Annotated in this window: 16 protein-coding genes and 1 pseudogene; 14 read left to right on the top strand and 3 right to left on the bottom strand. The window is 64.8% G+C overall.

Annotated features, from left to right (window positions below; genetic code table 11):
- Positions 1–120: 120 nt before the first annotated feature.
- Together AX729_RS14550 and AX729_RS14545 are read right to left on the bottom strand one after the other, a co-directional pair.
- Positions 121–1,236, bottom strand: coding sequence for a lysozyme inhibitor LprI family protein (locus tag AX729_RS14550; RefSeq protein ID WP_061024114.1), 1,116 nt, complete (start codon positions 1,234–1,236; stop codon positions 121–123).
- Positions 1,237–1,405: 169 nt separating this feature from the next.
- Positions 1,406–2,137 carry a transglutaminase-like cysteine peptidase gene (locus AX729_RS14545; RefSeq protein ID WP_061024112.1) on the bottom strand — a complete coding sequence of 244 codons (732 nt, stop codon included), beginning with the start codon at positions 2,135–2,137 and terminating at the stop codon, positions 1,406–1,408.
- Between the two features lie 619 nt (positions 2,138–2,756).
- Here AX729_RS14545 and AX729_RS41785 point away from each other — a divergent pair.
- The 3 genes and pseudogenes from AX729_RS41785 to AX729_RS14535 form a co-directional block, all read left to right on the top strand.
- A pseudogene (locus AX729_RS41785) lies at positions 2,757–4,868 on the top strand (FecR family protein); the annotation flags it as partial.
- Between the two features lie 3 nt (positions 4,869–4,871).
- Positions 4,872–7,433, top strand: coding sequence for a beta strand repeat-containing protein (locus AX729_RS41780; RefSeq protein WP_502686910.1), 2,562 nt, complete (start codon positions 4,872–4,874; stop codon positions 7,431–7,433).
- A 70-nt stretch (positions 7,434–7,503) separates the two neighbouring features.
- Positions 7,504–9,735, top strand: coding sequence for a CHASE2 domain-containing protein (locus tag AX729_RS14535; RefSeq protein WP_061024105.1), 2,232 nt, complete (start codon positions 7,504–7,506; stop codon positions 9,733–9,735).
- Between the two features lie 213 nt (positions 9,736–9,948).
- On the opposite strand, the gene AX729_RS14530 is transcribed toward AX729_RS14535, so the two are convergent.
- Entirely contained in the window at positions 9,949–11,544 is a 1,596-nt protein-coding gene (locus tag AX729_RS14530) for an ABC transporter substrate-binding protein (protein WP_061024102.1), read from the bottom strand.
- A gap of 201 nt (positions 11,545–11,745) precedes the next feature.
- Between AX729_RS14530 and AX729_RS14525 the strand changes: the two genes are divergently transcribed.
- The 11 genes from AX729_RS14525 to AX729_RS14475 all read left to right on the top strand — a co-directional run bounded on the left by AX729_RS14525 (position 11,746) and on the right by AX729_RS14475 (position 24,630).
- Positions 11,746–13,404: an ABC transporter substrate-binding protein gene (locus tag AX729_RS14525; RefSeq protein WP_061024098.1), complete on the top strand. Its 1,659-nt coding sequence runs from the start codon at positions 11,746–11,748 to the stop codon at positions 13,402–13,404.
- Positions 13,405–13,600: 196 nt separating this feature from the next.
- A complete protein-coding gene (locus AX729_RS14520) occupies positions 13,601–14,554 on the top strand; it encodes an ABC transporter permease (protein WP_061024096.1) in 954 nt (317 codons plus the stop codon).
- Positions 14,555–14,557: 3 nt separating this feature from the next.
- Entirely contained in the window at positions 14,558–15,460 is a 903-nt protein-coding gene (locus AX729_RS14515; RefSeq protein ID WP_061024094.1) for an ABC transporter permease, read from the top strand.
- Between the two features lie 184 nt (positions 15,461–15,644).
- Positions 15,645–16,706 (top strand): ABC transporter ATP-binding protein, encoded by a 1,062-nt coding sequence (locus AX729_RS14510; RefSeq protein ID WP_061024093.1) that lies wholly within the window; start codon positions 15,645–15,647, stop codon positions 16,704–16,706.
- Positions 16,703–16,906 (top strand): hypothetical protein, encoded by a 204-nt coding sequence (locus tag AX729_RS14505; RefSeq protein WP_061024092.1) that lies wholly within the window; start codon positions 16,703–16,705, stop codon positions 16,904–16,906. Before AX729_RS14510 ends, AX729_RS14505 begins: the two co-directional genes overlap by 4 nt.
- Positions 16,903–18,318: an Asp-tRNA(Asn)/Glu-tRNA(Gln) amidotransferase GatCAB subunit A gene (locus AX729_RS14500; protein ID WP_061024090.1), complete on the top strand. Its 1,416-nt coding sequence runs from the start codon at positions 16,903–16,905 to the stop codon at positions 18,316–18,318. The genes AX729_RS14505 and AX729_RS14500 overlap by 4 nt, the downstream gene beginning before the upstream one ends.
- Positions 18,315–19,289: an ABC transporter ATP-binding protein gene (locus tag AX729_RS14495; protein WP_061024088.1), complete on the top strand. Its 975-nt coding sequence runs from the start codon at positions 18,315–18,317 to the stop codon at positions 19,287–19,289. Before AX729_RS14500 ends, AX729_RS14495 begins: the two co-directional genes overlap by 4 nt.
- Before the next feature lie 93 nt (positions 19,290–19,382).
- Positions 19,383–19,652 carry a GlsB/YeaQ/YmgE family stress response membrane protein gene (locus AX729_RS14490; protein WP_028179604.1) on the top strand — a complete coding sequence of 90 codons (270 nt, stop codon included), beginning with the start codon at positions 19,383–19,385 and terminating at the stop codon, positions 19,650–19,652.
- Between the two features lie 251 nt (positions 19,653–19,903).
- The gene (locus AX729_RS14485; RefSeq protein ID WP_061024086.1) at positions 19,904–21,652 is read left to right on the top strand and encodes a type I secretion system permease/ATPase; all 1,749 of its coding nucleotides are present in this window, start codon (positions 19,904–19,906) and stop codon (positions 21,650–21,652) included.
- A gap of 10 nt (positions 21,653–21,662) precedes the next feature.
- Complete coding sequence (locus AX729_RS14480) at positions 21,663–22,997, top strand: HlyD family type I secretion periplasmic adaptor subunit (RefSeq protein ID WP_061024259.1); 1,335 nt, start codon at positions 21,663–21,665, stop codon at positions 22,995–22,997.
- Positions 22,998–23,160: 163 nt separating this feature from the next.
- The gene (locus AX729_RS14475; protein ID WP_061024085.1) at positions 23,161–24,630 is read left to right on the top strand and encodes an AMP nucleosidase; all 1,470 of its coding nucleotides are present in this window, start codon (positions 23,161–23,163) and stop codon (positions 24,628–24,630) included.
- Positions 24,631–24,686 lie beyond the last annotated feature (56 nt).

The following is a 24,686-nucleotide window of genomic DNA, read 5'->3' as shown; positions in this document are numbered from 1 at the left end:
GGCGGCTCTCACGGCACGAACGGTGCACCCTCTCCCCTTGCGGGAGAGGGGCGCTTCGCATGAGCGAAGCCGGGTGAGGGGGGCCTTATCCTGACGAACAGTGTTGCGCGTGCAGAGAACCTACGATCCTCCGTCCGCCGTCCCTGAATTCACCGGGGCCAGCTCGTCCTCCCGGCAGCGCCAGCCGTCGGCGGCCTTCAAGAAGGCGAAAGTCCGCTGGATCCTCAGGCGGCGCGTGACGTTGAAGGCTTCTGCGGAGCGCTCCTTGTTGCCGGCTCCCGGCTGCGGACGGCCCGTCCTCGCGTCCCAGCAGGTGCCGGTGCAGGCGGAGGCGACCTTGCTGCACATGGTGAATGGCGCCAGCACGGCCATCTCGATCTCGCCCGTGACCTGCGCCTCCTGCTCGGTGACCTGGCTGTCGAGCGCGTAGACGCGATTGATCCGCAGGAAGTTGCCGCAGGAATTGGCGGCGTGGATTCGCGCGGCGCAGAAGTCGACTGCGTCGGTGTCGGGCGAGCGGGCCGCGACCTGCCGGCCGAACACCTTCTTGGGGTCGCCTTTGGCCGCGCGGATTTCATCGGCCTTGCGCTTCAATTGGTCGGCGAGACAGTCCTCTGCGGATTCCAGCTCTTGCAGCGGCACGTTCTCCTTGCCGACCAGATTGCATTTGCGGTCGCGCTCTCGCGTCCACCTCCCGTATTCGGCAAAGGCAAAGCGCGCCGCGGTCGGGTCAAGCTTGCCGATCAGGCCGAGCACCTGGCCGTTGAGCTCGGTTTCGGCGACCGCCAGCGATGGGTCCGCGCAGATCAGCGCGCCCGCTGCGGTGTTTGCGGCGAGGCAGTCGAAATCCGGATCGCGCACGATCGCGGCGCGCTCTTCGGTGACCTTGAGCAGGCACGCCCTGACCCGGTCGAAATCGTCGGCGCGTATCGCGGTCTGCCCGACGATGCCGCAGCTGAGATTGCGCTGACGGATCCAGATCGCATTCTCCTCGATCCCAGGCAGGCGATCGGGCAGGCGGGCGAGCCGCGCCTCGACCGCCACGCTCAGCTTCTCGGCGGCGGCGGCAAGCCCGGCGTCACCGCAGAATAATTGGTTGGCGGGGTCGCGAATCCTCTGGCAGTTGTTCTTGGCAAACAGCGGCAGCCTGTCGGCGATCGTGCGATCGGATTGCGCGGACGCGGGCGCCGCCGGCAATGCCAGCAGCGCAAGCACGGACAGCACGATGAATCGCATCCCAGTCGCCCCCGCAAAGCCGGGGCAATGCTAGCGTCCCGCATCGCGCGGTGGAATGGGTTTCTGGAGGGAGCAGATCCGTAGCCGCGATAGAGCAGTGCGCCGGTGCTGGCGGCAAGAATCCAGGATCTCGCTTGCGCTCTATCCGAACCCTAAGGCCACAGCGTGATCAGTGCGCCTCGGCGACCGCCATCGGGACCTGTACTGGTTCGTCGACATACTTCATCACCGCCGACCGGTAGAGCACGAACAGCGGCTGGTAGCTCCGGGTCGCGTCATCCTTGACCATCGCCATGCGGCGATTGTCGAGCATCAGCCATTGGCCATCGAGCCGTGCAGCGGCAATCGCGTGCTCCTCGCCGGCGCGGGTGTCGCGCACCACGACGATGCGGAGGTCTTCCGCGGCAATTCCCGCCAGCCGCAGCGCGGCGAGCTTGGCGATGGCGTAGTCCTCGCAATCGCCGGCGCCGCGCGCGAAGGTCGCAAGCGGCGGGCTCCAGACGTCGTCGGTGCCGTCATTGGCGGCGTGGATGGCGAGATTGATGGCGCGGTTGGTCTCGCCGAGGCGTGCGCGGCCCTCGCGGGCACGGGCCTGGTCGACGATGGCAAGCAGCTGCAGGGCCGCAGGGGATGCGCAATTGTCCCGGTCGCCGTCGCACAGCGCGAGCTGCACCATGTCGTCGTCGAGCTTGTCTTTCAGCGCGGACCATTTCTGCTGGAGGCCGCCGGACGAGATGGCAAAGGCGAACACGCCGAAAGGTTCGGCGGATTTGCGCACGAGGATGCCGGCGCCGGGCGACAGCAGCGTGCCGGCACGAAGCTCGGCGGCCGATCCGAGCAGGATCAAGCCGCACAAGATAAGGATTGCGCGCCAGGCGCGCGAGCGAGCAGCGGTCTCCATCTGACATCCCCTTCCCAGGCTTCGCGAGATCCCCCTCGATCCGACGTGCCGGGCTTTGTTGCTTTCGTGGAGATAGTGCGAGATCGGCCGTTTGGGTCTGCTTAACGCGCTCGGCAGGGGTCCTGAAACCGGAGGGCAGGCTGAAACAGGCCTGGCCAAATTGCGTAAAATTTTACGATTCGCAGGCTAGAGCGGTCTCGCTGCCGCGAAATGGAGCCATTTGCAGGCAGAGGTTGCGATGCGGCCGATTCTGCGCCCCATGGCTAACAATCCGCTATTTCACGGGTTCTGTTAGTTAGGTCACAGATTTAGCTCCGTGTTTGCCGCAGGATGCTGCGGGGCATCACGAAGGGAAGATGACGCAAGTATCTGTTGTATCAATTGTACGATCGATTACTTGGGATGGCGGGAAATGCAGGCATCTAAGCTGATTTCGACTTCAAAATGCTTCAAATATGTCTTCACCTTCTCTGGGAAGGCGCCGCCCCGCGGAGGCTCTTGCGGCCAAGTGACCCGAAATCACACAAGCAATAGATGGTTTCGCTAAGGACTTGGTAATGCTAAGCAAGCTTAGGCAGGCGATACTTACTTAAATTTTAACCCTTTTCACGGTGCCCGGTTGAATTACGCTGGCAAATTCGACGCCGCGATTTCCTTGGACGGCCAGGGTTCCGGCTCGTCCGCCTATGCTCCCGCCGATTCCTTGATGGCCAAGCCCTTCATCGCCAAGGGGCACGGCCATGTGCCTGATGGGGCGTTCGTTGTTCCCGACCCCAACCTGATCTTCAACGGCGAGTTCAAGCGCGCCGGCCTCGATCTCGTGCTGTCCCACGAAGGTCATGAGTTCGTGGTTCACGATTATTTCAGGGGGGACAAGCGCGCCGCCATCGCCTCGCCCGACGGCGCCCACCTCACCGGCGACATCGTCAACGCCCTCACCGGCCACGTCCAGGTTGCGCAGGCTGCACCCGGCGCCGCAGCGGCCCAGGTCATCGGTCACGTCACGAAACTCTCCGGCAGCGCGACCGCGATCCGCAATGGCGTGTCCGTCATCCTGAACAACGGCGACAATGTCGAGAAGGGCGACGTGGTCTCGACCGGCTCCGATTCGACGCTCGGCATCACCTTCATCGACGGCACCGTGTTCGGCCTGTCCTCCAATGCGCGGATGGTGCTGAACGAGATGGTCTACGACCCCAATGGGTCGAGCAACTCCTCGCTGCTCAGCCTGATTGCGGGCACCATCACCTTCGTCGCCGGCGAGACCGCCAAGCACGGCGACATGAAGGTCGACACGCCGGTCGCGACCATGGGCATTCGCGGCACGGCGGTGCTGACCCAGATCAACTTCGTCATTCCCGCCGGTGGCGGCGATCCGCAGCCGCAGGCGAGCTTCCAGGTGCTGGTCGAGCCGAACGGCACGACCGGCTCCTACATCCTGTTCGACAAGATCACGCTGCTGCCGATCGCGACGGTCAACCAGGCCGGCCAGATGATCCAGATCAGCGGCGGCAACGTCTCGATCACCAATGCGCTGATGTCGCCGGAAGTGCAGAAGCTGATCACGGACGTGTTCACGCTGAAGTTCACCGACAACAACACCAATACCAAGCTGACCACGAACTTCACCGACACCATCACGCCGTTCGGCGAAGGTCTGATCTTCAAGACGGCGTCGGGTTACTCTGCCACCCCGACCTTCGTGAACCTCAACCCGCCGGCATCCGAGGGGCCCGGCAATTCCCCGACCTCCGTCGGCCGTATTCCCGGCCAGCCGATCGTGCAAAGCTTCGACCTCGGCGGCAATGTGAAGACGGCGTTCGGGCTGACCGAACGCGCGGACACCACCGGCGACACGCAGGCTGATACGATTTCGGGCCTGATCAGATTCGTCGATCAAAACCTCGGCGACCGGCCGACGGTGAGCGTGAGCCTCGCCGAGGCGCCGAACTATGTCTACAAGAACGCGGGCCAGCAGGACGTCACCGGCTCGCTCACCGCGCTTCAGAAGCAGAGCATCGCGGCGACGCAGATCCAGATCGGCGTCGTTGCCGATCCCGCCAACGAGAACAACGGCTCGGCGGTCTGGACCTACACGATCCCCGACAAAGTCTTCGACTTCCTCGCGGCCGGCGAAACCGTGACGCTGACCTACATGGTCCGCGTCGACACCAATTTCTCGGTGAGCCCCGAGTCCAGATTCGTCCCGATCACCATCACGATCACGGGGACGAACGACAAGCCCACAGTCGCGACGTCGGGCGGCACCGTCATCGAGCAGGTCGGGACCGGCAACGATGCTCTGGACATCATCACGGGCACGGTCACCTTCACCGACGTCGATCTGACGGACCGGCCGATCGTGAGCGCGGAGCTCTCGTCCACCCAGCCGTTCAAATATCTCGATGCGGAAGGCAACGACATCACCGCGACGTTGACGCCAGAGCAGCTCGCGGCGATCTCTGCCGTCAAGGTGCCGCTGACCGTCGTTCAGGGCGCTGGTAACGGCAACAACGGAACCGCCACCTGGACCTACAGCGTTCCGGACCATCTCTTCGACTTCCTTGCCGAGGACGAGAAGCTGATCCTCAACTACGTGGTGCAGGTCGATGACGGGCACGGCGGCATCGTCAGCACGCCGCTCACGGTGTCCATCGACGGCGCGGACGTCAATGTCGAGGGCACCAACGACGTGCCGACGATCGTCGAAGACGACACGGACACGACCGGCGGGGTGACTGAGGATACGTCGGCAACCCTGACGGCGAACGGCACCATTGCCTTCAACGATCCCGATCTCACGGACACGCACAGTGCGAGCTTCGTCCTGAAGTCGACGACGTCGAACGCGCATCTGCCCGGATTCAACAACGGTACCTCGCATATCGGCACATTCGCGCTGGCGTCGGTCATTGAAAGTCCCGGCGCCAGTTCGCGAGGGTCGGTCGGCTGGACGTTTACGCTCGACAATGACGATCCGGTGCTCCAGTCGCTGGCCATGGGCCAGACCATCACGCAGGTCTACACCGTTACGGTCGACGACCATCACGGTGGGACGGTCACCAAGGACGTCACGATCACCATCACGGGGACCAACGATGCCCCGACCATCACCAGCGATGAAGACGCGGCGAAGGGCTGTGTCACCGAGGACGCGGGTCTGACACTCTCGATCGGCGGCACGCTCGCGATCCAGGATCTGGACCTGATCGACGTCCATACGGTGGATGCGGTGTTCACCTCGTCGTCCGTCAGCTCTTCTCTGCCGGGGTTCGGCGCCAACACGAATATCGGCACCTTCACGATCGATCCTTCGGTGCTGGAATCCAACACGGACACCAACAACGGCGCTACGCTGGGCTGGCACTTCACGCTCGACAACAACAACGCGGTGCTGCAATCGCTGGCGCAGGGCCAGTCCATCACCCAGGTCTACACCGTCACCTTCAAGGACAATCACAACGCGACGGTCACGCAGGAGGTCACGGTTACGATCAACGGTGCCAACGACGCGCCGACGATCATCAGCAGCGCCGCGAATGCCGCCGGAGCCGTGACCGAGGACAGCGCGACGCTGTCGATCGGCGGCACGCTTGAGATCCAGGACATTGACCTGATCGACACGCACACCGCGGAAGCCGTATTCAAATCGGCGACGTCCAACGCGCAGTTGCCCGGTTTCGACGGCAGTATACCGCTCGGCACTTTCACGATCGATGGGGACGTCGCGGAGTTCAATACCGACACCGACAATGGGGCGTCGCTGGGCTGGCACTTCACGCTCGACAACAGCAATGCGGTGCTGCAGTCGCTGGCGCAGGGCCAGACCATCACCCAGGTCTATACCGTCACCTTCACCGACGATCACGGCGCGCAAGTCTCGCAGGACGTCACGGTCACGATCAACGGCGTCAACGACGCGCCGACGATCACCAGTGGTGCTGACGATGCCGCCGGGGCAGTGACCGAGGATGGTGCGACGCTGTCGATCGGCGGCACGCTTGAAATACAGGATCTCGACCTGGTCGACACCCATGCTGCACAGGCGGCATTCAAGTCGTCATCGGTCAGCTCCGCCCTGCCGGGATTTGGCGCCAATGCGCATATCGGCACCTTCACCATCGATCTGTCGGTGCTCGAATCAAGCACCGACACCAGCAACAATGCGACCCTGGGCTGGCACTTCAGCCTCGACAACAACGATGCGGTGCTGCAGTCGCTGGCGCAGGGCCAGACCATTACCCAGGTCTATACCGTCACCTTCACCGACAATCACGGTGCCCAGGTCTGCCAGGACGTCACCGTTACGATCACGGGCACCAACGACGCGCCGACGCTCGCCGATCTGCACATCGGTCCGCTCACGGACACCGCCGCGGCCGACACCTTCTCCGATCTCACCGGCCAATTGTCCGGGGCCGACGCCGACAGCGGCGAGACGGCGACGCTGACTTATGCGGTTCTGAACGCGGATCACCATGCGGTGACGACGGTTGCAGGACTGTACGGCTCGCTGACCGTCAACCCCGACGGCAGCTACAGCTACGTTCCGGACGCGACGGCGATCAACGCGCTGCCGGAAGGATCCTATGCGGATACATTTACCGTCCAGACCAAGGACGCGCATGGAGCCACCGGAACGGCAACGCTCACCGTGGATGTGACCGGCGCGAATGACACGACCTCGGCGCCCGTGATCAACATCGACCAGATCAGCGTCACGCAGGAAGGAGACCAGGTCTTCGTCCACGGCATTTCCGTCAGCGACGCCGACTCTGCCGTCGATGAAACTTTCACGCTCGCCGCGACCGCCGATTCGGGCACCTCCGTGGACCCCGCATCGACCTCCGACACGTTGGCCACCGTCAATTCGGCGCTCCAGACGCTGACATATACCGATCCTGGCCAGAGCGCGGCAACGACAGACAAGGTCGCGATCACAGTGACCGACGGCAACGGCGCGAGCGATACGGTCAACCTGATCTTCAACCTGAGCGAACAAGGTCCGGTGACTCTTGCCAGTACCCAGAGCAAGGATGTGCTGTTCGGGACCGGCCATCAAGATCAGTTCGTGTTCGCAGCCAATTCGAACCACGATGTGATCCTCGATTTTGAGCACGGTCAGGACCACATCGACCTGACGGCGGTTGTGACGACCGATATCGACGCGGCATGGATAGCCCAGCATGTGGCGGCCTCAGGAGCCGATACCCTGATCACGATCAATGCGACGGACACGGTCCTCTTGAAGGGCGTCGCAAACGTCCAGGCGAGCGACTTCATCGTCCATGCCTGATTGAGGGACCGGTCGCCTGCACGCCCGATCCGCGCTGCCGTTCGCCGTCAAAGCGTGATATCCAAATCCCATGAAACGTCTCAAGATCCTGCGGCGGTGGTTTGCGCGGAAGTTCGGCCTTGCGCGGCTGATGTGCCTCGTGCTGCTGGTTCTGTTTGCCGGCGCCCGGCTATGGGATCCACCGCCGATCCAGGAATTGCGGCTGCGCACCTTCGACATGTTCCAGCTGATCGATCCGCGCCACAAGACGGCGCGACCGGTCACCATCGTCGACATCGACGACAAGAGCCTCGCCAAGCTCGGCCAGTGGCCGTGGCCGCGTACGCGGATCGCCGATATGATCCAGAACCTCACCAGCAACGGCGTGGTGGCGATCGGCTTCGACGTTGTGTTCTCTGAGCCTGACCGGCTCAATCCGGATCTGGTCGCGAGCCAGATGCGCTCTCTCGACGATGCCACCCGCGCCAAGCTGCGCGAGCTGCCGACCAACGACCAGATCCTCTCCGAGGCGATCAAGCGCTCACGCGTGGTGCTGGGCGAGACCGGACAGCGGGCGATCTCGTCCGAGCTCGACAAGTCGCTGCCGTTCACCGGCATCGCGACGGTCGGCGAGGAGGGCGCCGAACGCTTTCTGTTCGAATTCCCCGGCCTGCTCCGCAACGTGCCCGTCATCGAGAAGGCCGCGGCCGGCCGCGGCCTGTTCACCATCAAGACCGAGCGCGACGGCTTGATCCGCCGCGTGCCGATGGTGATGCGCGCCCAGGGCAACATCATGCCCTCGCTCAGCCTCGAGATCCTGCGCGTCGCCACGGGCACGCCGACGGTGCTGATCCGGACCGACAGGACCGGCGTGCGGGCCGTACGCCTCAAGGGCGTCGAGATTCCGACCGACAAGAACGCTCAGCTCTGGGTGCATTATGCGCGCCAGGACCCCTCGATCTACGTCTCGGCGGCCGACGTCCTCGACAACACCGTGCCGCCTGCCAAGCTCGCCGGAAAGCTGGTGCTGGTCGGCACTTCCGCAGTCGGGCTCAACGACATCAAGACGACGCCGGTGTCCTCGACCATGCCCGGGGTCGAGATCCATGCCCAGGTACTCGAGAGCCTGTTGAGCGGTGCGGTGATCTCCCAGCCGAACTACGCGCTCGGCGTCGAATTGATCGCCGCGCTCGTCATCGGCCTGCTCGTCATCATCTTCACGCCGAATCTGGGACCGGTGCGCCTCGTGCTCGTGGGCGCCACCTTCGCGGCCATCCTGGTCGGCGTATCCTGGTTCTTCTACGCGCAGTACCGTTACCTGATCGACTTCACCTATCCGCTGCTCTCGACCACGGCGATCTATCTGACGCTGATCTTCGCCAGCTTCGTTCGCGAGCAGCGCCAGCGGGTGCAGATCCGCGGCATGTTCGCGCAATACATGTCGCCGGTGCTGGTCGAGCAGCTGGCTCAGTCCCCGGAAAAGCTGGTGCTCGGCGGCGAGGAGCGCGAGATGACGATCATGTTCTCCGACGTGCGCGGCTTCACGACGATCTCGGAGAGCTACAAGCACGATCCGCAAGGGCTGATAGCGCTGATGAACCGCTTCCTGACGCCGCTGACCGACGTGATCATCGAGCGCAAGGGCTATATCGACAAGTACATGGGCGACGCCATCATGGCGTTCTGGAACGCGCCGCTCGACGATGCCGAGCACGAGGTCAACGCCTGCGAAGCCGCGATCCAGATGCTGGAGCAGATCGACGCGGTCAACAAGGAGCGCGAGCAGGAGGCGGCCGAAGGCGGCCACGTCTACATCCCGCTCAACGTCGGCATCGGTCTCAACACCGGCATCGGCGTCGTCGGCAACATGGGCTCCGACCTGAAGAAGAACTATTCGGTGCTCGGCGACAGCGTGAACCTGGCCTCGCGCCTGGAAGGGCAGACCAAGGAATACGGCTTCCCGATCATCGTCGGTTCGAAGACGGCGCTCGCGGTCAAGGACAAGTTCGCGATTCTCGAGCTCGACTTCATCATGGTCAAGGGCAAGACCGAGCCGGAAGTCATCTACGCCATTGCGGGTCGTGAAGACGTGATGCATTCCGGCGCGTTCCAGCGCCTGCGCAACGTCACCATCGAGATGCTCGGCTGCTACCGCAGCCGCGACTGGCGGGGCGCACTGGACGCGATCGAGCGCGGCCGCCGCAGCGAGGACGCCGACACGCTGGAGAAGCTGTTCAGGCTCTACGAGGCGCGGATCGAGGATTTCCAGATCAATCCACCGCCCGAGGGCTGGACCGGGGCATATGCGCTGCTGACGAAGTAGCGGCGCAAGTGTGGTCTTCCGCTGTTTGCCCACACTCCGTCATTGCGAGCGTAGCGAAGCAATCCAGACTGCCGCTGCGGAAAGATTCTGGATTGCTTCGCTACGCTCGCAATGACGAGTCTGTTGAGGCATTTGCGCGCAATGATTATGGGCGGTTGTCCAAGCGAATGCCTGGGCGACCGCGCTTATTGAAGGCAAGTGCTAAGGTCGCCCTCACTCCATCCCGATCGTCGTCAGATCCTGGAACCAGTGCTGCGCCTGGACGAACTGCTTGATCTTCGGCGACAGCGCGTGCGGGTTGGTGTCGTGGACCACCCAGACCAGCGTCGCATCGTCCACGATCAGCGCGTGCGCCTGGGCCAGTAATGCGTCCTGCTTGGCGCTGTCGAAAGTCTGCTTGGCCTCGTCGATCAGCGCGTCGACCTTGGGGTTCTTGTAGCCGCCCCAATTGACGCCGACAGGTGCGATCTGCCCGGAATGGAAGAAGCGGACGATGGCGTAGAGCGGGTCCGAGGTGACATAGGCGATGTTGTTGGCGGTGATGCCGGCGTTCATCTCGTCGGCCGCGCCCTTGCGCCAATGCGTATAGAGCGTCTCGAGCTCGACGACCTTGAAGTCGATGTCGATGCCGATCTCCTTGAAGCTCTGCTGCAGGAACTCGTTCATCGGCAGCGACAGCATCTGGCCGGTGCCGCCTTGCGCAATGATGAAGGTGGCCTTGAGCGGCTTCGACTTGGAGTAGCCGGCCTCCTCGACCAGTTTTTTCGCGGCGGCGAGATCATACTTCAATTCGAAGCTGGGCTTGCCGAACCACGGGCTCGACGGGTCGACCTGGCCCTTGGCCGGCTTGGCCAAACCGTTCATCAGGCCCACCACCGCCTCGCGGTCGATCGCAAGGTTCAGTGCCTTGCGCAGGCGGATGTCGGTCCAGGGCGAGCCCGGCAGCACGCTCAGATGATAATTCCAGACATGCGGCGTGACGTTGTCGACGAGCTTCATGCCGGCCGCTTTCAGCTGCGGTACCGCGTCAGGCGCCGGCGTCTCGATCAGGTCCACTTGCCCCGCGAGCAGCGCGTTGGTGCGCGTGAGCGCTTCCGGCATCGGCACGAGCACGATCTTGTCGGCCTTCGGAATCCGCTTCTTGTTCCAGTAGTCCGGGTTCTTGGTCAGCTCGGCGAGCTCGCGCGGCACCAGTTTGGTCAACTTGAAGGGGCCGGTGCCCGAGGGCTGGCTGGCGAACTTGTCCCAATCCTTGCCGAGCTTGTCGTATTGCGCCGGGCTCGACACCAGGAACCACAACATCTGATACGGGAAGAAGGAATCGACCGTCTTGGTGGTGATCTCCACGGTGGAGTCGTCGATCTTGGCGTAGCTCGCGACTGAAGGAAGGCGCGTCTTCACCTGCGCGCTCTGCCGCTTGTCGAACTGCGGCGCCTTGTCGTTGAGCACCTTGTCCAGGTTCCAGATCACCGCGTCGGCGTTGAATTCACTGCCGTCATGAAACTTCACGCCCTTGCGAAGGGTGAAGCGCCACTTCGTCTTGTCGGCGTCATCCACCTTCCATTCGGTGGCGAGGCCCGGCACCAGCTTGCCGGGCCGGTCGGCGACGTCCATCTCCCAGGCCACGAGCGGATCGTAGATCGTGTAGGCCGTGAATTGATACGCGCCTGCGCCGCGATCGGGTTGGCCGGTGGTCAGCGGGATATCCGCCATCGAGATGCCGTAGCGCACCACCGTCTCGGCGCCCGCCGAGATTGCGGAAGCCGCCAGCGCAAGCACGGCGAGACAGGTCGATAATCGGATACGCATGGCCTAAGGCTCCCAGGGAAATTTCGGAGCCAAACCTGCAATCTTGATGCCAGAATAGGCAGAGCGATGCGATGTCCCGCGCACGGGCTACAAGGACTTGTCGTCGCAGGGACAAATCGCAGAATAAGTTTCTCTTTGGCATAGCCATTGCATACGATTGCATCAAAAATAGTCATCGAAAGCCGGAAAAGGATTGAGGCAATGCTTATGAAGAACAAGAAGACCCGCGCGGCGCTGATCGCGCTCTTGGCGCTCGGCAGCGCGGCGGCGTGGCCACGTCTGGCCAGCGCCGAAACCGTGCTGCGCATCGGCATGACCGCTGCCGATATTCCGCGCACGCTGGGCCAGCCCGATCAGGGCTTTGAAGGCAACCGATTCACCGGCCTCACCATGTATGACGCGCTGACCGGTTGGGACCTGTCCTCAGCCGACAAGGCGAGCGTGGTGATCCCGGGTCTTGCCACCGAATGGAAGGTCGACGATGCCGACAAGACCAAGTGGGTGTTCAAGCTGCGCCCCGGCGTGACCTTCCATGATGGCTCGCCGTTCAACGCCGATGCCGTCGTGTGGAACGTCGAGAAGGTGCTGAAGCAGGACGCACCGCAATTCGACGCCAGCCAGGTCGGCGTCACGGCCTCGCGCATGCCGACGCTGGCCTCCGCCAAGAAGATCGACGACATGACGGTCGAGCTCACCACCAAGGAGCCCGACAGCTTCCTGCCGATCAACCTCACCAACCTGTTCATGGCGAGTCCTGCGAAGTGGCAGGCCTTCTATGACAAGGCCGAAGGCGCCGACGCCAAGGCGAAGTCGCAGGCCGCCTGGACGGCGTTTGCCAAGGACGCTTCGGGCACCGGCCCGTGGAAGATGGCGAGCTTCACGCCGCGCGAGCGGCTCGAGCTGGTCAAGAACGCCAACTACTGGAACAAGGATCGCGTGCCCAAGATCGACAAGATGGTGCTCTTGCCGATGCCGGAAGCGAACGCGCGCACCGCGGCGCTGCTCTCGGGGCAGGTCGATTGGGTCGAGGCGCCGGCGCCGGACGCGCTGCCCGAGCTCAAGCAGCGCGGCTTCAAGCTCTACGCCAACGAGCAGCCGCATGTCTGGCCCTGGCAGTTCTCGCGCGTCGAAGGCTCGCCCTGGAACGACATCCGCGTGCGCAAGGCGGCGAACCTCTGCATCGATCGCGAAGGCCTCAAGGACGGCCTGCTCGCCGGCCTGATGGTGCCCGCGACCGGCACCTTCGAGCCCGGCCATCCCTGGCGCGGCAAGCCGACCTTCGAGATCAAGTACGACAAGGCGGCGGCGCAAAAGCTGATGCAGGAGGCCGGCTTCGGTCCCAACAAGAAGCTGACGGTCAAGACCCAGACCTCGGCCTCGGGCTCGGGACAGATGCAGCCGCTGGCGATGAACGAATATCTCCAGCAGGCCCTCGCCGAATGCTATTTCGACGTGAAGCTCGACGTCATCGAGTGGAACACGCTGTTCACCAACTGGCGCCGCGGCGCCAAGGACCCCTCGGCCAACGGCTCGAACGCGACCAACGTCACCTATGCGGCGATGGACCCGTTCTTCGCGCTGGTGCGCTTCCTGCAATCGGGCATGGCGCCGCCGGTCTCGAACAATTGGGGCTTCATCAACAACCCCAAGTTCGATGAGCTGGTGAAGAAGGCGCGGCAGACCTTCGATCCCGCCGCACGTGACGCCGCGCTCGCCGAATTGCACGCTGCCTCCGTCGACGACGCGGCTTTCCTCTATGTCGCCCACGACGTCGGCCCGCGCGCGATGAGCCCGAAGGTGACAGGCGTCGTGCAGCCGAAGAGCTGGTTCATCGACTTCTCGCCGGTGTCGATCAAGTGACGTGATAGCCACGAACTCGATGCACCCTCTCCCCTTGTGGGAGAGGGTGGCTTCGCGACAGCGAAGCCGGGTGAGGGGTCTCTCTCCGCGGATTCCCCTTTCGCGTTCGTAACGACTGTACTCGCGGCCAGATACCCCTCATCCGGCGCTTCGCGCCACTTTCTCCCACAAGGGGAGAAGGAAGAAAGAAGTTAACGTGCTCGCCTATATCGCCCGACGCATCGTCTATGTCGTTCCGATCGTCATCAGCGTGGCGCTGGTGTGCTTCCTGCTCGTGCACATCACGCCGGGCGATCCGCTCGTTGCGGTGCTGCCGGCCGATGCGTCGCAGGAGCTCGCGGCGCAGCTTCGCGCCGCCTATGGTTTCGATCGCCCGCTGCCGGTGCAGTTCGGCCTCTGGCTCTTGCGTGCCCTCCATGGCGATCTCGGCAACTCCATTGCGACCGGACGCCCCGTGCTGGCCGAGGTCATGCGTGCGGTCGGCAATACCGTCACGCTCGCGATTGCCGCGGCCATCATCGGCTTCACCATGGGCGTCCTGCTCGGCCTGATCGCCGGCTATTTCCGCGAGACCTGGATCGACAAGGTCGCGACGTCCTTCGCCATCGCCGGCGTCTCGGTGCCGCATTACTGGCTCGGCATGTTGCTCGTCATCATCTTCTCGGTCCAGCTCAACTGGCTGCCCGCGGTCGGCGCCGGTCCCAGCGGCTCCAATTCCTGGGCCTGGGACTGGGCACATCTGAAATATCTCGTGCTCCCGGCGATCACGACCTCGGTGATTCCCATGGGCATCGTCACGCGCACGGTGCGTGCCCTCACCGGTGACATCCTCTCGCAGGATTTCGTCGAGGCGTTGCGGGCCAAGGGCCTGCGCGAAACCGGCGTCTTCCGTCACGTCATCAAGAACGCTGCGCCGACCGCGCTCGCCGTGATGGGCCTTCAACTCGGCTACATGCTCGGCGGCTCGATCCTGATCGAGACCGTGTTCTCCTGGCCGGGCTCGGGCTTCCTGCTCAACTCCGCGATCTTCCAGCGCGACCTGCCGCTGCTGCAAGGCACGATCCTGATCCTGGCGCTGTTCTTCGTGTTCCTCAATCTGCTGGTCGACATCGCCCAAGCCGCGATCGACCCACGCATCAAGCGGGGCTAGAGGATGAGCGAGCTTCCGTTGTCCGCCACCGCCGACGCCGCACTCCAGGCCGCGCCCGCGACCAAGGCGCGCGGCTACTGGGCGACCGTCGGCCGCCGCATCATGCGCGACAAGGTCAGCATGGCCTGCGCGCTGGTGTTGTTGCTGATCTTCCTGTCCGCCATCCTGGCGCCCTGGCTGGGTCTCGAAGACCCCTACAAGGGCTCGATGATCCGGCGTCTCCGCCACATCGGCACGACGGGCTATCCGCTCGGCACCGACGAGCTCGGCCGCGACATGCTGGCGCGGCTGATCTACGGCGGGCGGCTGTCGCTGGTCATCGGCATCTTGCCCGTGATCCTTGCATTCTGCATCGGCACCTCGCTCGGTCTCATTGCCGGCTACGTCGGCGGCAAGCTCAACACCGCGATCATGCGCACCGTGGACGTGTTCTACGCCTTCCCCTCCGTTCTGCTGGCGATCGCCATCTCCGGCGCGCTCGGCGCAGGCATCCTCAACTCCATCGTGTCGTTGACCGTCGTGTTCGTGCCGCAGATCACCCGCGTCGCCGAAAGCGTCACCACCGGCGTGCGCAACATGGATTTCGTCGAGGCCGCGCGCGCCTCGGGTGCCGGCGCCTTCACGATCATGCGCGTGCACATTCTCGGCAACGTGCTCGGCGCGATCTTCGTCTATGCCACCAGCCTGATCTCGGTCTCGATGATCCTCGCCGCCGGCCTCTCCTTCCTCGGTCTCGGCACGAAACCGCCGGAGCCGGAATGGGGCCTGATGCTGAACACGCTGCGCACGGCGATCTACGTCAATCCCTGGGTCGCAGCGTTGCCGGGCGCGATGATCTTCGCGGTCTCGATCTGCTTCAACCTGCTCTCGGACGGCCTGCGCAGCGCCATGGACATCAGGAACTAACGATGATGATGGAGATGCAAACTAGCGCCGCGCGCTCCGCACACCTCTCCCGAAGGGAGAGGTCGGATTGCATCGCAAGATGCAATCCGGGTGAGGGGTTACGCTCCACCGAGTTTGCCGCGCCCCCTCACCCGGCGCTGCGCGCCGACCTCTCCCCGGTGGGGAGAGGTGAAGGACGGTGGCTATGAGCGAGAGCACCACATCCGTTGAAATGCTGGAGCCGGTAGAGGACGTCGGCGGAGTCGCGCAGCCGCTGCTTCAGGTCAACGGCCTGACCAAGCACTTCCCGGTTCGCGGCGGGCTGTTCGCCGCCAAGCGTACCGTGCGCGCCGTCGACAACGTCTCGTTCTCCGTCGCCAAGGGCGAGACCGTCGGTATCGTCGGCGAGTCCGGCTGCGGCAAGTCCACCACCGCGCGACTGCTGATGCATCTGATGCCGCGCGACGACGGGGACATCATCTATGACGGCATGAGTGTCGGCCAATCGCTGTCGCTGCGCGAGCTGCGCCGCGGCATGCAGATGGTGTTTCAGGATTCCTACGCCTCGCTCAATCCGCGCCTCACCATCGAGGAATCGATCGCCTTCGGGCCCAAGGTCCACGGCATGGCTGACGGTGCGGCGCGCACGCTCGCGCGCGAGCTGCTCGGCAAGGTCGGTCTGCGGCCCGAGAATTTCGCCAACCGCTATCCGCACGAGATCTCCGGCGGCCAGCGCCAGCGCGTCAACATCGCCCGCGCGCTGGCGCTGTCGCCGCGGCTGGTGATCCTGGACGAAGCCGTCTCGGCGCTCGACAAATCCGTCGAGGCGCAGGTGCTCAATCTCCTGGCCGATCTCAAGCGCGAATTCGGCCTGACCTATCTGTTCATCAGCCACGACCTCAACGTCGTCCGCTACATCTCCGATCGCGTGCTGGTGATGTATCTCGGTGAGGTCGTCGAACTCGGTCCGGTCGACCAGGTCTGGGACCAGCCCGCCCACCCCTACACGCGGGCCCTTCTCGCGGCGATGCCGTCATCGGATCCCGACAAGCGCACCGAGACGCCGCCGATCACGGGCGATCCGCCCAATCCGATCGATCCGCCCCCGGGCTGCCGATTCCACACCCGATGTCCGTTTGCGGAGCCGCTCTGCGCAAATGCGACACCAAAGCTGACTGCGCTCGATAAGATGGGCCACGAGGTCGCGTGCTACATGGCGATAGCCGGTTCAGGCCATAGCCGCGCGCCCAGGGAGATGATCGCATGACGAGACCGACACCGAAAGAGATCAAGCCGATCGCGCAAATCGCGGGCGTTCCGGTGGATGACGAGATCGCAACCCGCATCTCCAATGCCATCGGACCTGCCTTCGAAGGCTTCGCGGCCATTGCCGGCACGCTGCCGTTCGATCTCGAGCCCGCCGGCTATGTCCTCGCGCAAGCGCAGAAGCAGAAGGTGTCGAAATGAGCATCGAGCCTGCATTGATGACGCTCACCGCGGTCGCACGGGCGATCGCGACGAAGCAGGTGTCGTCGCACGAGGTGACGCGCGCGCTGCTGCACCGCATCGCGCAGTGGCAGCCGCATCTCAACGCCTTCATGTCGATCGAGGCGGAGGCGGCGCTGAAGGCGGCCGAGGCTGCCGACGCCGAGCTCGCCAAGGGCAAGGCCCGTGGTCCGCTGCATGGCGTGCCGCTCGCGCACAAGGACATGTATTACGATGCCGGCAAGATCTCGACCTGCGGCTCGCTGATCCGCCGCGACTTCGTTCCGACCGTCACCTCCACCGCCTTGCAGCGGCTGAAGGACGCCGGCCAGGTCCGGCTCGGCACGTTGCACCTCGCCGAATTCGCCTATGGCCCGACCGGGCACAACGCCCATTACGGGCCGGTGCGCAATCCCTGGAACGTCGCGCACATCACCGGCGGCTCCTCGTCGGGGTCTGGCTCCGCGGTCGCCGCGCGCCTGACCTATGCGGCGCTCGGCTCGGACACCGGCGGCTCGATCCGCATGCCCGCGCATTTCTGCGGCGTCACCGGCCTCAAGACCACGGTGGGCCGCATCAGCCGTGCAGGCGCGATGCCGCTGTCGCAGTCGCTCGACACGGTCGGCCCGCTCGCCCGCACCGCCGAGGACTGCGCGCTGTTGCTGGCGTTGATGGCCGGCCCCGATCCCGCCGATTCGACCTGCAGTCACGAGCCGCTGTCGGACTACGTCGCGGCGACGAAGGGTTCGCTGAAGGGCCTCAAGATCGGCGTGCCGGTCTCCTTCTATGTCGACGATCTCGACAGCGAGGTCGCGCGCGTGCTCGATGAGACCATCGCGGTGCTCAAGCGCGAGGGCGCCGACATCGTGAAGGTCGAGCTGCCGGACCAGCGGCAATTGTCCTCGGCGAGCCAGCTCGTGCTCGCGGCGGAGGCGGCGGCCTTCCACAAGCGCTGGATGATCGAGCGTCCGCAGGATTATGGGCCGCAAGTCCTGATGCGGCTTCAGAACGGCCTCGCCGTTCCCGCCATCACCTATCTCGAGGCCATGCGCTGGCGTGGGCCGGCGCTCGCCGCGCACGACGCCGCAACCGCAGGCGTCGATGCGGTGATCGCACCGGCGTCCCCGGTGCCGGCGCCGACGATCGAGGAGAGCGACGTCGGCGGCGGGCCGAACGCGCCGGCGCTGTTGCAGCGGCTGACGCTGTTCACCCGCCCGGTGAATTTTCTGGGCCTGCCGTCGCTCACGGTGCCGTCCGGCTTTACCAGAACCGGCCTTCCGGTCGGCATGCAGCTGATCGGCCGCTCCTTCGATGAAGCGACCCTGCTCACCATCGGCGCGGCCTTCCAGCGCGTCACCGACTACCACGACCGGATGCCCAAACTGCCGTCATGACAAAACTCGTCGAGATATCAGGCCTCAACATCCGCTTCACCGGCGAGCGTACGGTCTATGCCGTGAATGATCTCAGTCTCTCGCTCGGTGACGGCGAGGTGCTGGGCCTGCTCGGCGAATCCGGTTCGGGCAAGAGTGTGACCTTGCGTGCGCTGATGCGCCTGTTGCCGAAGAAGCGCACGCAGATCACAGGCACCGTCAACGTCATGGGCCGCGACGTGCTCGCCTTGAACGACGAGGAGCTGTCGTCCTTCCGCGGGCAGACCGTCTCGATGATCTTCCAGGAGCCGGCGCTGGCGCTCGACCCGGTCTACACCATCGGTGCGCAGATCGCCGAAAGCGTGGTGCGCCATGAAGGCAAGTCTCACGCGGAGGGCAGGGCGAGGGCGCTCGAAATGCTCGAGGTCGTACGCATCCCCTCGGCCAAGCGAAGGCTGGATGCCTATCCGCACGAGATGTCCGGCGGCATGCGCCAGCGCGCGATGATCGCGCTGGCGCTCGCCTGTCGTCCCAAGATCCTGCTGGCCGACGAGCCGACCACCGCGCTCGATGCCACCGTGCAGATCCAGATCCTGTTGCTGCTGCGCGAACTGCAGCGCGAGTTCGGCATGTCCGTCATCTTCGTCACCCACGACATCGGCGTCGCCATCGAAATCTGCGACCGGGTCGCGGTGATGTATGCCGGCCAGATCGTGGAGCAGGGGAGCCTGCGCGACATCGTCCGCTCGCCCGTGCATCCTTATGCCAAGGGCCTGCTCGCCTCGACCATCCACGGCGCCAAGCGCGGCGCGCGGCTGGAGACGATCCCGGGCACGCCGCCCTCGCTGGCCGAAAGACCCCGCAATTGCTCCTTCGCTCCCCGCTGCAAGTTCGCCGAGCCGCGCTGTATGGAGCAATTGCCCGCGAATGTGGCGATCGGACCGGCCCGTGCGGCGAGGTGCGTGCTGGCGGAGCCGGTCGCCGCGCCGTAGCCGCTTCCTCAACGCGGCCTCGATGAACACATTCAGACCCCGTTCATCCCGGTTCCCGTTCCATGAGCCATTCACGCCAGAGGGACCGGACCCATGCACATTTCCAACGAAGGCCTGCTCGTCATCCTGTTCGTCGGCCTGGTCGCCGGCTGGCTTGCCGGCAAGGTCGTGCGCGGGACCGGCTTCGGCATCATCGGCGACATCGTGGTCGGCATCGCCGGCGCCCTGGTGGCGAGCTTCCTGTTCCCAAAGCTCGGCATCCGCCTCGGCACCGGGCTGGTGTCCGAGATCGTCTATTCCGCGATCGGCGCCGTCATCCTGCTCGTGGTGGTACGGCTGGTGCGTGGCGGGGGCAGGTTCTAGACCCCGCGAATTTTGCCACTTGCAGGTCTCGCTTTCCGGAGAAGAGCCTGAAAGCCTGCAAGAAAAAGCCGCAAGCCTGTGAAATTCCGGACTTGCGCGCGAGGCCGGTCGGGGTAGATGTGGCTCATTGGGCCCGGATGAGGTCGACTGCGTTGGACGCGCGGAAAACGCGATGTTAATCCGGGTCGAGTACTCCTGATTTCGCCTTTGAAATCAGAGGCTTTGCCTCTCACCCGAAAGAGACCATCCTGATGGCAGCCATCCCTGGCGTCCGCCGTTCAGAGCTCAGTGACGCCTTGCGCGCTTGTCGCACGGCGTTCGTCGGCGTCGGCTTGATGAGCTGCATGATCAACCTGCTCTATCTGACCGGGTCGATCTTCATGCTGGAGGTCTACGACCGGGTGCTGCCCAGTCGCAGCATCCCCACCCTGGTCGGCCTCATCATCCTCGCCAGCTTCCTCTATATGGCGCAGGGCCTGCTCGACATGATTCGCAACCGCATCCTGGGGCGGATCGGAACGTCGCTGGATGAGGCCCTCAACAAGCGCGTGTTCGACACCATCGTGCGCCTGCCGCTGCTGGTCGGCAACCGCAACGAGGGCCTTCAGCCGCTGCGCGACCTCGACAATGTCCGCTCCTTCCTTGGCAGCATGGGCCCGAGCGCGTTCTTCGACCTGCCCTGGCTGCCGCTCTATCTCGCCATCTGCTTCGCCTTCCACGTGCTGATCGGCGTCACCGCACTGGTCGGCGCCATCATCCTGGTCGGCCTGACGCTGGTCACCGAATTCATGTCCCGCCAGCCGGCGAAGGAGGCGATGGGGCTTGCCGCCCAGCGCAACGATCTCGCCCAGGCCAGCCGCCGCAACGCCGAAGTCATGGTGTCGATGGGCATGGCCGGCCGCATGAACCAGCGCTGGAGCGAGACCAACGAAAAATACCTGGCAGGCAATCAGCGCGCCAGCGACGTCGCCGGCGGGCTCGGCGCGGTCGCAAAGGTGCTGCGCATGATGTTGCAATCGGCCGTGCTCGCGGTCGGTGCCTATCTCGTCATCCACCAGGAGGCGACGGCCGGCATCATCATCGCCGGCTCGATCCTCTCCGCTCGCGCGCTCGCGCCGGTCGATCTCGCCATCGCGCATTGGAAATCCTTCGTGGCGGCACGCCAGAGCTGGCACCGCCTCACCCGCCTCCTGGAGCAGATGCCGGCGCAGGCGATGCCGACCCAGCTGCAGGCGCCCACCAGCCGGCTCTCGGTCGAAGGCATCGCCATGGTGCCGCCCGGCGATCAGCGGCTCGTAGTGCAGGACGTCACCTTCGCGCTCGCCGCCGGCAACGGCCTCGGCGTGATCGGGCCGAGCGGCTCCGGCAAGTCGTCATTGATTCGCGCGCTGGTCGGGGTCTGGCAGCCGGTGCGCGGCAAGGTGCGGCTCGACGGCGCGGCGCTCGACCAATGGTCGAGCGACACGCTCGGCCGCCACATCGGCTATCTGCCGCAGGACGTCGAATTGTTCGGCGGCACCATCGCCCAGAACATCAGCCGGTTCGATCCGGAAGCCACCTCCGATGCCATCATCGCCGCGGCGAAAGAGGCCGGCGTGCACGAGATGATCATCAAGATGCGCGAGGGCTACAACACGCAAGTCGGCGAGCAGGGCGCCGCGCTCTCGGCAGGCCAGGCGCAGCGCGTGGCGCTGGCGCGCGCGCTCTACGGCAATCCGTTCCTGATCGTGCTCGACGAGCCCAATTCCAACCTCGACACCGAAGGCGACGAGGCGCTGACCCGCGCCATCCGCTCGGCGCGCGAGCGCGGCGCCATCGTCGTCGTGGTGGCGCACCGCCCGATCGGCGTCGAGGCCGTCGACCAGATCCTGGTGCTGCGCGACGGCCGCATGCAGGCGTTCGGCCCCAAGGAGCAGGTGCTCGCCCAGGTGCTGCAGCCGCGCCCGACGCCGCCGGCACCGATCAAGATCGTCAGCGAAGGTGGAGTGGCCAAGCCGTGAGCACAAAGCCATGAGCACGCTGGCGATCGGCGGCACCAAGCCAGCCGCGAAGAGGACCGTGGGCGATTCGATCAAGTTCCACCTGTTGCTCGGACTGGGGATCGTGCTGGTCCTGGTCGTCGGACTCGGCGGCTGGGCGTCGACCGTATTGATCTCGGGTGCGCTGATCGCGCCGGGGCAGATCGTGGTCGAATCCAACGTCAAGAAGGTGCAGCACCCGACCGGCGGCGTGGTCGGCGAGGTGCGCGCCCGCGATGGCGACGTGGTCAAGGCCGGCGACATCGTGGTGCGGCTCGACGACACCGTCACCAAGGCCAACCTCGCCATCGTCACCAAGAACCTCGATGCCGCGCAGGCGCGCGCGGCGCGGCTGCAAGCCGAGCAGCGCGGTCTCGACAGAATCGAGTTTCCGCAAACGCTGCTGGATCGTGCCAACGATCCCGACGTCAAGGCGCTGCTCTCGGCCGAAACCAAGCTGTTCGACGTTCGGGTCAACGGCCGCACCGGGCAGAAGGCGCAGCTGCGCGAGCGCATCACGCAGCTCAACGAGGAGATCGCGGGTCTCAGTGCCCAGGAGAAGGCCAAGGACCAGGAGATCGCGCTGGTGCTGAACGAGCTCACCGGCGTGCGCGAGCTCTACGACAAGCGTCTGGTGCAGATCTCGCGTCTGACCCAGCTCGAACGCGACTCGGCGCGCCTCAACGGCGAGCGCGCCCAGTACATCGCCGCGCGCGCCCAGGCCAAGGGCAAGATCACCGAGACCGAGCTCCAGATCATCCAGATCGACAAGGACGTGGTCAGCGAGGTCTCCAAGGACCTGCGCGAGACCAACGACAAGATCGGCGAGCTGATCGAGCGCAAGGTTGCCGCCGAAGACCAGCTGCGCCGCGTCGACATCCGTGCGCCGCAGGACGGCATGGTGCTGCAATCGAACGTCCACACCGTCGGCGGCGTGGTCACGGCCGGCGATGCGCTGATGCTGATCGTGCCGCAGGCCGACGATCTCCAGGTCGAGGCCAAGGTCAATCCGGTCGACATCGACAAGCTCCAGATCGGCCAGAAGACGTTGCTGCGCCTCTCCGCGTTCAACCAGCGCACCACGCCCGAGCTCAACGGCCTCGTCAGCCGCGTCTCGCCGGACGTCACCACCGACCAGCGCACCGGCCAGAGCTACTACACGATCCGCGTCTCGATGCCGGCCGAAGAGATCGCCCGCCTCGGCGACGTCAAGATGATCCCGGGCATGCCCGTGGAGGCCTTCGTCCAGACCGGCGACCGCACCATGCTATCCTATCTGATGAAGCCGCTGCACGACCAGCTGATGCGGGCCTTCCGCGAGAAGTGACGCGCGACAGCGCCGCGTCGTCTGTCCTCGTCATTGCGAGCGTAGCGAAGCAATCCAGGCTGTCTCCGCGGACAGATTTCTGGATTGCTCGCTGCGCTCGCAATGACGACTTGGCCGCCAGTTTGCTATACTGCGATCGCAAACAGCAACCCGGCGGTCGATCATGCAATCCCCACCCTCCATCGCCACCGTATCCTTCTCCGACGCAGCTGCGGCCGTTGCCCGCCTCGAAGAGATCTACGAGCGCAACACGAAGTTCCTGCGCGACCGGTTCGAGGCCTATGTTGGTGGCGAAGCGATCACGACGCGGGTGCGGGCCCATTATCCCTTCGTCCGCATCACCACCGCGACGCATGCGCGGCTGGATTCGCGTCTCGCCTATGGCTTCGTCGCCGGCCCCGGCGTCCATGAAACCAGCGTGACGCGGCCGGATCTGTTTCGCGCCTATCTGACCGAGCAGATCGGCCTGTTGATCCAGAACCACGGCGCGCCCGTCGAGATCGGCGAGTCCGCGGAACCGATCCCCATCCACTTCGCCTATCGCCGCGACATCAACATCGAGGCCGCGATCACGACAAGCGAGAACTCTGCCGTCACGCGGTCGCTGCGCGATGCGTTCGACGTGCCTGATCTGGCCACCATGGACGATTCGATCGCCGACGGCACCTTCGAGCGCCAACCCGGCGCGCCCGAGCCGCTGTCGCTGTTCCGGGCCGCCCGCGTCGACTACTCGCTGCGTCGGCTCTATCACTACACCGGCACCGATCCCGAGCACTTCCAGAACTTCGTGATCTTCACCAACTACCAGTTCTACGTCGATGCCTTCGCGCAGCTCTGCCAGCAGCGGCTTCAGTCCGGCGAGGCCGGTCTCGATGCCTTCGTCGCGCCCGGCAATGTGATGACGCGCAGCGGCGGCGCAACGACCGGCGTCGCGCCCGCGCGCGCACCGCAGATGCCGGCGTTCCATCTGGTCACTCCCGGCTATCGCGGCATCACCCTGATCAACATCGGGACCGGTCCGTCCAATGCGCGCAATGTCACCGACCATGTGGCCGTGCTGCGCCCGCATGCCTGGCTAATGCTCGGTCATTGCGCGGGCCTGCGCAACACGCAGCGGCTCGGCGATTACGTGCTGGCGCACGGCTATGTGCGCGAGGACCATGTGCTCGACCGCGAGCTGCCGCCCTGGGTGCCGATCCCCGCGCTGGCCGAGATGCAGGTCGCGCTCGAGGAGGCGGTCGAGGACGTCACCGGGCTCGAGGGATTCGAGCTGAAACGGCTGATGCGCACGGGCACCGTCGCGAGCGTCGACAATCGCAATTGGGAAATCTCGGGGCCTGAGGTGATCCGCCGCCTGTCGCAGTCGCGCGCGGTCGCGCTCGACATGGAATCGGCTGCCATCGCCGCCAATGGCTACCGCTTTCGCGTGCCCTACGGCACGCTGCTCTGCGTCTCCGACAAGCCCCTGCACGGCGAGATCAAGCTTGCGGGCATGGCCAGCGAGTTCTACCGCCGCCGCGTCGGCCAGCATCTCGAGATCGGCCTCAAGGCGCTGGAGCGGCTCAAGCAGCAGGAATCGGAGCGGCTGCATTCGCGAAAGCTTCGCAGTTTCGCCGAAGTCGCGTTCCAGTAGGGAGAAAGCTCTCCTTTGCTGCTGACAAGCGGGGCGATTTTCAGCATTGTTCGGCG

Source organism: Bradyrhizobium sp. CCH5-F6, from assembly GCF_001556045.1.
GTDB lineage: Bacteria > Pseudomonadota > Alphaproteobacteria > Rhizobiales > Xanthobacteraceae > Bradyrhizobium.
Note: the sequence above shows the minus strand (reverse complement) of the source record. Positions and strands in the feature narration are given on the sequence as shown.

Coding starts and splice junctions, on each gene's coding strand:
- AX729_RS14550 (WP_061024114.1), bottom strand. CDS start 1,236: ATGCGATTCATCGTGCTGTCCGTGCTTGCGCTGCTGGCATTGCCGGCG.
- AX729_RS14545 (WP_061024112.1), bottom strand. CDS start 2,137: ATGGAGACCGCTGCTCGCTCGCGCGCCTGGCGCGCAATCCTTATCTTG.
- AX729_RS14535 (WP_061024105.1), top strand. CDS start 7,504: ATGAAACGTCTCAAGATCCTGCGGCGGTGGTTTGCGCGGAAGTTCGGC.
- AX729_RS14530 (WP_061024102.1), bottom strand. CDS start 11,544: ATGCGTATCCGATTATCGACCTGTCTCGCCGTGCTTGCGCTGGCGGCT.
- AX729_RS14525 (WP_061024098.1), top strand. CDS start 11,746: ATGCTTATGAAGAACAAGAAGACCCGCGCGGCGCTGATCGCGCTCTTG.
- AX729_RS14515 (WP_061024094.1), top strand. CDS start 14,558: ATGAGCGAGCTTCCGTTGTCCGCCACCGCCGACGCCGCACTCCAGGCC.
- AX729_RS14510 (WP_061024093.1), top strand. CDS start 15,645: ATGAGCGAGAGCACCACATCCGTTGAAATGCTGGAGCCGGTAGAGGAC.
- AX729_RS14505 (WP_061024092.1), top strand. CDS start 16,703: ATGACGAGACCGACACCGAAAGAGATCAAGCCGATCGCGCAAATCGCG.
- AX729_RS14500 (WP_061024090.1), top strand. CDS start 16,903: ATGAGCATCGAGCCTGCATTGATGACGCTCACCGCGGTCGCACGGGCG.
- AX729_RS14495 (WP_061024088.1), top strand. CDS start 18,315: ATGACAAAACTCGTCGAGATATCAGGCCTCAACATCCGCTTCACCGGC.
- AX729_RS14490 (WP_028179604.1), top strand. CDS start 19,383: ATGCACATTTCCAACGAAGGCCTGCTCGTCATCCTGTTCGTCGGCCTG.
- AX729_RS14485 (WP_061024086.1), top strand. CDS start 19,904: ATGGCAGCCATCCCTGGCGTCCGCCGTTCAGAGCTCAGTGACGCCTTG.
- AX729_RS14480 (WP_061024259.1), top strand. CDS start 21,663: ATGAGCACGCTGGCGATCGGCGGCACCAAGCCAGCCGCGAAGAGGACC.
- AX729_RS14475 (WP_061024085.1), top strand. CDS start 23,161: ATGCAATCCCCACCCTCCATCGCCACCGTATCCTTCTCCGACGCAGCT.